This is a genomic window from Meiothermus sp. (genome assembly GCF_025060375.1).
In the GTDB taxonomy this organism is placed as follows: domain Bacteria; phylum Deinococcota; class Deinococci; order Deinococcales; family Thermaceae; genus Meiothermus.
Genome location: NZ_JANXCG010000009.1, coordinates 1 through 8,138, shown reverse-complemented (window position 1 = coordinate 8,138; position 8,138 = coordinate 1). Strand labels below are relative to the sequence as shown.

General features: G+C 63.0%; 10 protein-coding genes, 1 tRNA gene and 2 rRNA genes. 5 read left to right on the top strand and 8 right to left on the bottom strand.

All coding sequences use genetic code 11. The annotated features are described in order from the left end of the window. The 4 genes from fusA to NZ849_RS01130 form a co-directional block, all read right to left on the bottom strand. Window positions 1–1,826 (bottom strand): elongation factor G (gene fusA, locus NZ849_RS01145; RefSeq protein WP_295403182.1); only part of this gene is annotated, 1,826 nt, incomplete at its 3' end. A 2-nt stretch (window positions 1,827–1,828) separates the two neighbouring features. After that, on the bottom strand, window positions 1,829–2,299 hold the full coding sequence (rpsG, locus tag NZ849_RS01140) for a 30S ribosomal protein S7 (RefSeq protein ID WP_295403178.1): 471 nt from the start codon (window positions 2,297–2,299) through the stop codon (window positions 1,829–1,831). Window positions 2,300–2,306: 7 nt separating this feature from the next. Then, window positions 2,307–2,714 (bottom strand): 30S ribosomal protein S12, encoded by a 408-nt coding sequence (gene rpsL / locus NZ849_RS01135; protein ID WP_182482580.1) that lies wholly within the window; start codon window positions 2,712–2,714, stop codon window positions 2,307–2,309. Window positions 2,715–2,995: 281 nt separating this feature from the next. Next, window positions 2,996–3,613 (bottom strand): SCO family protein, encoded by a 618-nt coding sequence (locus tag NZ849_RS01130; RefSeq protein ID WP_295403173.1) that lies wholly within the window; start codon window positions 3,611–3,613, stop codon window positions 2,996–2,998. Between the two features lie 115 nt (window positions 3,614–3,728). On the opposite strand from NZ849_RS01130, the gene NZ849_RS01125 reads away from it, so the two are divergent. The 3 genes from NZ849_RS01125 to NZ849_RS01115 are packed head-to-tail and all read left to right on the top strand — an operon-like array spanning window position 3,729 to window position 5,383. Next, window positions 3,729–4,211 carry a hypothetical protein gene (locus NZ849_RS01125; protein WP_295403170.1) on the top strand — a complete coding sequence of 161 codons (483 nt, stop codon included), beginning with the start codon at window positions 3,729–3,731 and terminating at the stop codon, window positions 4,209–4,211. Window positions 4,212–4,226: 15 nt separating this feature from the next. Then, window positions 4,227–4,802: a MazG family protein gene (locus NZ849_RS01120; RefSeq protein ID WP_295403167.1), complete on the top strand. Its 576-nt coding sequence runs from the start codon at window positions 4,227–4,229 to the stop codon at window positions 4,800–4,802. Continuing rightward, window positions 4,799–5,383: a CoA pyrophosphatase gene (locus NZ849_RS01115; protein WP_295403163.1), complete on the top strand. Its 585-nt coding sequence runs from the start codon at window positions 4,799–4,801 to the stop codon at window positions 5,381–5,383. Before NZ849_RS01120 ends, NZ849_RS01115 begins: the two co-directional genes overlap by 4 nt. On the opposite strand, the gene NZ849_RS01110 is transcribed toward NZ849_RS01115, so the two are convergent. After that, complete coding sequence (locus NZ849_RS01110; RefSeq protein WP_295403161.1) at window positions 5,361–5,684, bottom strand: multidrug efflux SMR transporter; 324 nt, start codon at window positions 5,682–5,684, stop codon at window positions 5,361–5,363. The genes NZ849_RS01115 and NZ849_RS01110 overlap by 23 nt on opposite strands. A 55-nt stretch (window positions 5,685–5,739) precedes the next feature. Here NZ849_RS01110 and NZ849_RS01105 point away from each other — a divergent pair, with 55 nt between their 5' ends. Next, the gene (locus tag NZ849_RS01105; RefSeq protein WP_295403158.1) at window positions 5,740–6,393 is read left to right on the top strand and encodes a response regulator transcription factor; all 654 of its coding nucleotides are present in this window, start codon (window positions 5,740–5,742) and stop codon (window positions 6,391–6,393) included. A gap of 3 nt (window positions 6,394–6,396) precedes the next feature. Next, entirely contained in the window at window positions 6,397–7,431 is a 1,035-nt protein-coding gene (locus tag NZ849_RS01100) for a M20/M25/M40 family metallo-hydrolase (protein ID WP_295403157.1), read from the top strand. 19 nt (window positions 7,432–7,450) lie between these two features. On the opposite strand, the gene NZ849_RS01095 is transcribed toward NZ849_RS01100, so the two are convergent. From NZ849_RS01095 to NZ849_RS01085, 3 genes are all read right to left on the bottom strand, one after another. Further along, window positions 7,451–7,526: transfer RNA gene (locus tag NZ849_RS01095), tRNA-Gly, on the bottom strand. Window positions 7,527–7,537: 11 nt separating this feature from the next. Next, window positions 7,538–7,654 (bottom strand): 5S ribosomal RNA (gene rrf, locus NZ849_RS01090). Window positions 7,655–7,720: 66 nt separating this feature from the next. Then, window positions 7,721–8,138 (bottom strand): 23S ribosomal RNA (locus NZ849_RS01085); the annotation flags it as partial.

Here is an 8,138-nt window from a genome sequence, read left to right as displayed (position 1 = left end):
TCGAGGATCACTGCACCCCCCCTCTCCATGGCCTCTTTGATGGCCATGGAAGCGGCAATCTTGAAGGCCATCTCGGAGGAGTCCACCTCGTGGTAGCTCCCATCGTAGAGGGTCACCTTGAGGTCTACGATGGGAAAGTCGGTGAGCGGACCCGACTGCATGGCCTCTTCGATGCCCTTTTGCACCGCAGGGATGTATTCCTTGGGAATAACCCCCCCCACGATGGCGTTGACGAACTCGAAGCCCGCTCCCCGGCCCAAGGGCTCAGCTTTGATCTTGACGTGGCCGTACTGGCCGCGCCCGCCAGACTGGCGCACAAACTTGCCTTCGACATCCACTGGGCGGGAGATGGTCTCCCGGTAGGCCACCTGGGGCTTGCCCACGTTGGCGTCCACCTTGAACTCCCGCTTGAGCCGGTCCACGATGATCTCCAGGTGCAGCTCGCCCATGCCGGAGATGATGGTCTGCCCAGTCTCCGGGTCAGTGGAGACGCGGAAGGTGGGGTCCTCCTCGCCCAGGCGGGCCAGCGCGATGCCCAGCTTGTCCTGGTCCGCCTTGGTCTTGGGCTCAATCGCCAGGTCAATCACCGGCTCGGGCACCTCTATGGACTCCAGCACGATGGGTTCATCGCCCTCCCCCACCAAGGTGTCGCCGGTGATGGTCTCCTTGAGCCCCACCACTGCTCCCAGCTCACCCGCGCGAAGCTCCTCCACCTCCTCCCGATGGTTGGCGTGCATCTGGAGCAGCCGGGCCACCCGCTCCTTTTTACCTTTGGTGGTGTTCATGACGTAGGACCCCGAGCGCAGGGTGCCGGAGTAAACCCGTATGAAGGTCAGGCGGCCCACGTAGGGGTCGGCCATGATCTTGAAGGCCAGCGCGGCCAAGGGGCCATTCGGGTCAGCCGGCCGCTCCACCACCTCCCCCGCGTCGTTGGTTCCGCGGATGGGTGGGATGTCCAGGGGCGAGGGCAGGTAGTCCACCACCCCGTCCAGCAGAAGCTGCACCCCCTTGTTCCTGAGGGAGGAGCCTAGGAAGACGGGGAAGATCTCCATGGCGATGGTGCCCTTGCGGATGGCCCGCACCAGCTCCTCCTCGGTGGGCTTTTCGCCCTCGAGGAACTTCATCATGATGTTCTCGTCAAAGTCAGCCGCCACCTCCACGAGCTTTTCGTAGTACTCCTGGGCCTGCGCCCTAAGCTCTTCGGGAATTTCCACCTCGCGGATGTCGGTGCCCAGGTCGTTGCCGTAGGTGTAGGCCTTCTGCCGCAGCACATCCACGATGCCGCGGAAGCTATCCTCGCGGCCAATAGGAAGCTGCATGACCACCGGGCGGGCCCCCAGGCGTTCCTTCATGGAGTTCACCACCAGCCACAGATCAGCCCCGGTCTTGTCCATCTTGTTGGCGTAGGCGATGCGGGGCACCCGGTACTTGTCGGCCTGGCGCCAAACCGTTTCAGACTGGGGCTCTACCCCCTGAGAGGCGTCGAAAACCGCGATGGCCCCGTCCAAAACCCGCATGGAGCGCTCCACCTCAATGGTGAAGTCCACGTGCCCCGGGGTATCGATGATGTTGATGCGGTGCTCTACCCCAGTCTTGGTGTGCTTCCAGTTGGCAGTGGTCACCGCAGCGGTGATGGTGATGCCCCGCTCCCGCTCCTGTTCCATCCAGTCCATCGTGGCCGCACCCTCGTGAACCTCACCAATCTTGTGGATGCGCCCGGTGTAGTAGAGGATGCGCTCGGTAGTGGTGGTCTTCCCGGCATCAATGTGGGCCGCGATGCCGATGTTGCGGAAGAGCTTTAGGTCAAAACCTGTCTTGACGGACATAGCTACCACCGGTAATGGGCGTAGGCTCGGTTGGCCTCAGCCATCCGTTCCACGTCTTCCTTCTTCTTGACCGCACCACCCTTACCCTCGGCGGCCTCCATAAGCTCAGCGGCCAGCCGTTGGGCTGCCTCCCGCTCGCTGCGGTTGTTGAAGGCCTGCACGATCCAGCGTATGGCCAGGGACTGCTGACGGCGGGGCGGCACCTCCATGGGCACCTGGTAGTTGGCCCCGCCCACCCGGCGGCTGCGCACCTCTACCCGAGGCCGCACGTTCTCCAGGGCCGCCTTGAAGACCTTGAGAGGCTCCTGGCCGCTTTTGTCCTGGATAATCTGGCAGGCATCCCGGAAGATTTTGGCGGCTAGGTTCTTTTTGCCGTCGCGCATCATTCGGTTGATGAGCGCTGTGACCAACACATCCCCGTAAAGATGGTCGGGCTCGAGCTGGCGTACTTCGGCTCTTCTCCTACGCGACATACCTCACCTACTTCTTGCCTTTGGCGGCAGCGCCTTTGGCATCGGCCTTGGGTCGCTTGGTACCGTACTTGGAGCGGCTCTTCTTGCGGTCCTTGACCCCTTGGGTATCGTAGATGCCGCGCACGATGTGGTAGCGAACGCCCGGCAGGTCCTTTACACGTCCTCCCCGAATGAGCACCACCGAGTGTTCCTGCAGATTGTGGCCCTCTCCCGGGATGTAGGCGGTAACCTCGTAGCCGGAGGTGAGGCGCACCTTGGCCACCTTCCGGAGGGCCGAGTTGGGCTTTTTAGGGGTCACCGTGCGCACCACGGTGCAGACCCCCTTCCGGAAGGGGCTCCCTTTGAGCGCGGGCACCTTGCTCTTCTTGACGACCGGGGTACGGCCTTTACGGAGGAGTTGGTTGATGGTCGGCAGGGCAATCACATCCTTTCTTATGAACTAAAAAACCCCACACAGAGGTCGCGGTCGCTGCGCTCGGTGCGGGGTCCCCGTGAAGCGAGGAGGCCGCTAGCCTCCAGATCGCCCCTTGGATTCTCAAGAATCTCCGCGCGCGGGGAGGGCCCGAGAGCGCAACCAACGGGGCCTCAGCGCCGGGGCTGGCCTGAGGCGACGCAACCCTTGCAGTATATACAGGGCTAGCCCCTTAATCAAGGGGGCCCAAAGCCCGATGGGAAGCGAGGTTCAGGCCGATGCCCTCACCCCCGGAGCAACCAGCGCACATCCCGCACCACCCGGTCGGTCTCAGCAGCCTTACCGCTGCCGTAGATAAGGCGCAGGTTACCTCTGGGGTCTAGGGCGAAGACAGTAGCGGTGTGGTCCACGTTGTACTCGGTGGGGGACTTGATGTTTGACTTCTGGTAGAAAACCCCGTACTTCTTGGCCACCGCCGCAATTTCCTCGGGGCTGCCCGTAAGGCCAATGAAGCTTGGGTCAAAGAAGGTCACGTAGCTAGCCAGCCTCTCCAAGGTGTCGCGTTCGGGGTCTACCGATATGAGCAGCACCTGAACCCGCTCCCGCTCGGCCGGGGTAAGGGCTTTGTAGACTTTGGAGAGCTCGAGCAAGGTGGTTGGGCAGACATCGGGGCAGTTCACAAAGCCAAAGAAAATCAGGACCACCTTGCCCTCAAAATCGCGCAAGCTCCTGCGACGCCCATCGTGGGCAGTCAGGCTAAAGTCGAGGGCGTCCACCGGCCTGGGGTTGAGGAGCCGCGTACCGTAGGGCTGGTAGGTCTGCCGAGCGAAGAGGTAGACCCCGGCCACCAGCGACAGCGGCAAGAGCACCAAAAGGCCAATCCAGAAGGGTTTCTTGAGCATCTTACCTCTCCTTCGGCCAAAGGCCATCTCCCTCACTCAAGGTAGGCGGAAGCAGCGGGTCAAATGTCCCCCCAATCACAATAGCCGCGCCCTCCCGCCACCGAAATATAGGGGTATGGATGGGGAGCCCCCCTTCTCGAAACCCCATGTTCGCTGGGCCGCCGCCCTGCTCATGGCCCCCTTCTTCCTGCAGATACTGGGGTTCGGCCAGACCTTTCTGGGGAGTGGCCTGTGCGGCGAGCTCTTCGGCAACGAGGCGCCCCTTGGCCTCCAAGGGGCGGGTTTTTGGTACGCAGTGCTGTTCATGCTCCTGTTGGGACTCCAGCTCATGTATGGGGGATTCCTGCTGCTGGCCCGGCTGCTCGAGCTGCCCAAAAGCATGGAGCCCGGTCTATACGCCACGGGGGTAGGGCTGGTGGGGCTTCTCACCCTGCTCTTCCTGCTTACCCGCACCACCGGCCTACCCTACCCGAGCCCCCAAGGCCTGGCCGTGGGGGAAACCGCCCCTCTAGACCCCCTAAGCCTAATCCTGGTGGGAAGCTCGCTGGGGGGTGCCCTTCTGCTGTTGGGGCTAAAAAGGCGCTTGGCAGAGCGTTAGGTGTAGGCTAGAGGCATGGAGCGCTTGCTGGCTGTGATGCGACGCCTTCGCGGGCCAGAGGGCTGTCCCTGGGATAGAGCCCAGACCCACCAGAGCCTGCGCCCTTACCTGCTCGAGGAGGCCGCTGAGGCAGTGGACGCCATCGGGGAGGGGGACCCTCGGGCCATTGCCGAGGAGCTGGGCGATGTGCTGCTGCAGGTTGCCTTTCACGCGGTTATTGCCGAGGAATCCGGCACCTTTGACTACCCCCAGGTGGAGGCGCTTATCGTGGAGAAGCTCATCCGACGACACCCTCACGTCTTTGGGGATGCCAAGGCTGAAACCCCCGAAGCGGTTGCGACCCGCTGGGAAGCTATTAAGGCCGCTGAAGGCAAGGCTCAGGACCAGATTCCTCGAGCCCTGGGGGCCCTGGCTCGAGCCACAGCAATCCAGGAAAAGTTGGGAATCCCCCCAGCCCATCCCCAAGAGGTGGTGGAGGCCCTGGCGCAAGACAATCTGGCCGAGGCCCTTTGGCGGATGGTGGCGCTGTGCCGAGAGCGGGGTGTGAACCCCGAGGTTCTGCTGCGCGAGCGGTGCAACCAAGCCTCATGAGGGAGCTCCTCAAGGCCGCTGTGGCCCATCCACCTCAACCCCTTCCCCGCCCCGAGGGATTCGCGGACGCAGCGGTGCTGCTGCCGGTCTGGGAGGAGCAGCTCCTGCTCACGGTGCGCAGCCCCCATCTGCCGCACCACGCTGCCCAAATCAGCTTTCCAGGAGGCCGCCTGAACGAGGGCGAGAGCCTGGAGCAAGCCGCCCTGCGCGAAGCTTGGGAGGAGGTGGGGCTTCCCCCAGCCCAGGTAGAAATCCTGGGCTCCCTGGACCCTACCCTATCCCCCTTTGGCTACCGGGTTTTCCCCCTGCTGGGGGTACTTACCCAAGAACCCCTCCTAACCCCCAACCCAAAGGAGGTGGAGCAACTGCTCTGGGTACCCCTGGAAGAACTGATAAAGGCCCCCGCTTACGCCGAGGAGCGCCCTCCTCCCGAAGGGCTCGCGGGCCTGTGGACCCAGCCGCGTCGGGTCTGGCACTACCCCTGGCGGGGCTACGACATATGGGGTGTAACCGGAAACATCCTGCACGACCTGCTGGAGCGCCTCCGCCGCCTGGGGGCTAGCCGCGGCTGGCGAGGTTGAGCAGGACCACCCCAGCAACAATCAGAGCGATGCCTAGCACAATCCAGCCGTTCATGGGCTCCCTCAGCACAAGCCAGCCCAGTAGGGCAATCAAAGCCGTACCCAGCCCTGACCAGACCGCGTAGGCTATGCTCAGGGGAATGGTCCTTAGGCTCTGGCTCAGAAAGTAAAAGGCGCTGGCATAGCCCAGCACAACCAGCAGCGAGGGCCCCAGCCGGCTAAAGCCCTGCGAGGCCTTCAGGGCGGTGGAGCCTATAACCTCGGAGCCTATGGCCAAGAGCAAGAAGAACCAGCCGCTCATAGCCCTACTATACCCCCCTGCCTCCTAGGGGCTTTTCCAGGATAGAATGTGCCCAATGATACGCATCCTGCTGGCCGATGACCATGCCCTCTTCCGCCAAGGACTCAAGAGCCTTCTGGAGGCGGAGCCCGACTTTAAGGTGATGGGAGAGGCCAAGGATGGGCGGGAGGCCCTGCGGCATGCTCTGGAGGCCCATCCCGACATCATCCTGATGGACATCCAGATGCCAGGGCTGGACGGTGTGCAGGCCACCCAGGAAATCCTGCGAGAGTGGCCTGAGGCCAAGGTCATCATGCTCACCATGTACCGCCAGGACGGTTATGTCTTCGAGGCGGTCAAGGCCGGGGCACGGGGCTACCTGCTCAAGGACGCCGATGCCAAGGAGCTGGTGGAAGCCATCCGCCGGGTCTACCAGGGGGAGGTGCTGCTGGATGCAGAGATGGCTGAGAAGATCATCCAGGACTTCCGAACCAAACAAGAAGCCCCCCCCAAAGGGCATGCCGAGCTCTCCGAGCGGGAGGTGCAGATACTAAAGCTTGTGGCTCAGGGGTACACCAACCTCGAAATCGCCAACGAACTTTCCCTGTCTGAAAAAACCGTGCGCAACCGCCTGAGCGACATCTTTCAAAAGCTACACCTCAACAACCGTACCCAAGCTGCCCTCTACGCCTTGCGGGAAGGCCTGGCAGAAAAAAACACCGACAGCTGACCCATGAGCGAGCCCACCACCCTCACTACCCTCGACCCGGTGGCCCTGCTGGGGGTCATCGCCGAGATAGAAGGGGAGGCGGCGCGTGGTGAGTGGGTTGCGGCCCAAATGCGCGGCCAAGGCCTGGAAACCAACCAGGACGACATGGGCAACGTGTGGTCCGGGAAGGGAAGCCTTTTGCTGGTGGCCCACCTGGATACCGTCCTCCCCCCCCGGCCTCTACGACGGGAAAAGGACCGCTGGTACGGCCCCGCCGTGGGGGACAACTCCTCTGGGGTCGCGGTGCTGCTCTCCTTGGCCCCTGAGGTTATCCCGAAGGGCTGCACAGTTGCCTTTAGCGTGGGTGAAGAGGGGCTGGGCAACCTGCGGGGGGCTCGCCGGTTGGTTCAAGCCCTAAAACCGAGTCAGGTCGTTGCAGTGGACGGGTATCTCCCCGGGGTGGTGAGCCGCTCGGTGGGGTCCCAGCGGCTTCGGGCCCGCTTCATAGGACCCGGGGGGCATGCCTGGGGGGATCGCGAGACGACCTCCCCTGTACCCGCCCTGGGCCAGGCTCTTAGCGAGATGTACGCCTTGAAGCGTCCAGCAGAAAGTAGCCTGAACGTAGGGCGGGTATGGGGTGGGGAAGCCATCAACGCCATTCCCGGAGAGGTAGGGCTGGAGCTTGACCTAAGGGCCCTGGAGGCTGGTGCGCTGGCCCAGCTCACCACCGAGGTTCGCGAAATCCTAATGGAGGCCGCACGGCGCTTTGGGGTACGTCTAGAGCTGGAACCACTGGGCGAGCGGCCTGCGGGGATGACCACCACTCCAGCCATGCTGGAAGCCGCCCGACAGGCCTACTTGGAGGTGGGGCTCGAGGCGCAGTTCACCGCTGGCTCCACCGACGCTTCGGCGGCTGTGGAGGCCGGCATACCCGCCCTTACCCTGGGCACCTACCGGGGGGGCGGCGCTCACACCCCCGACGAGTGGGTGGAGCCAGAGTCCCTAAGGCTCGGCGCGGAGGTCTTGAGGCGGTTTATTCAGCGGCTAAGGCAGAGATGAGACTTTTTCAGGGTTTTGCTGGAGCGGGAGACGGGACTTGAACCCGCGACCCCAACCTTGGCAAGGTTGTGCTCTACCAACTGAGCTACTCCCGCGAAAGGGAAAACCTCTGCACCGCCCTACTCTCCCAGGCCCCTTCGGGCCCAGTACCATCGGCGCAGGCACGTTTCACTTCCGTGTTCGGAATGGGAACGGGTGGTTCCATGCCGCTATTGGCACAGAGGTATCTGGTGTTTTGGCTTTCAAAAATGGATCATGGGGCGGTAGGGAGAAGGCGTATGAGTGCATAGGGGTCAAGACCTCGGACGATTCGCACGGGTCGGCTCAGCGCATCGCTGCGCTTACACCCCCCGCCGATCCACCCGGTATTCTCCCGGGGTCCTTACCGGATTGACTCCGTGAGAAGGCTCATCTTGGGGCGAGTTTCCCGCTTAGATGCTTTCAGCGGTTATCTCTCCCGCACTTGGCTACCCGGCTTATGCCCTTGGAAGAACAGCCGGAAAACCAGCGGTGCGTCCACTCCGGTCCTCTCGTACTAGGAGCAGCCCCCCTCAGCCTTCTTGCGCTCGTGGCGGATAGAGACCGAACTGTCTCACGACGTTCTGAACCCAGCTCGCGTGCCGCTTTAATGGGCGAACAGCCCAACCCTTGGGACCTTCTTCAGCCCCAGGATGCGACGAGCCGACATCGAGGTGCCAAACCTCCCC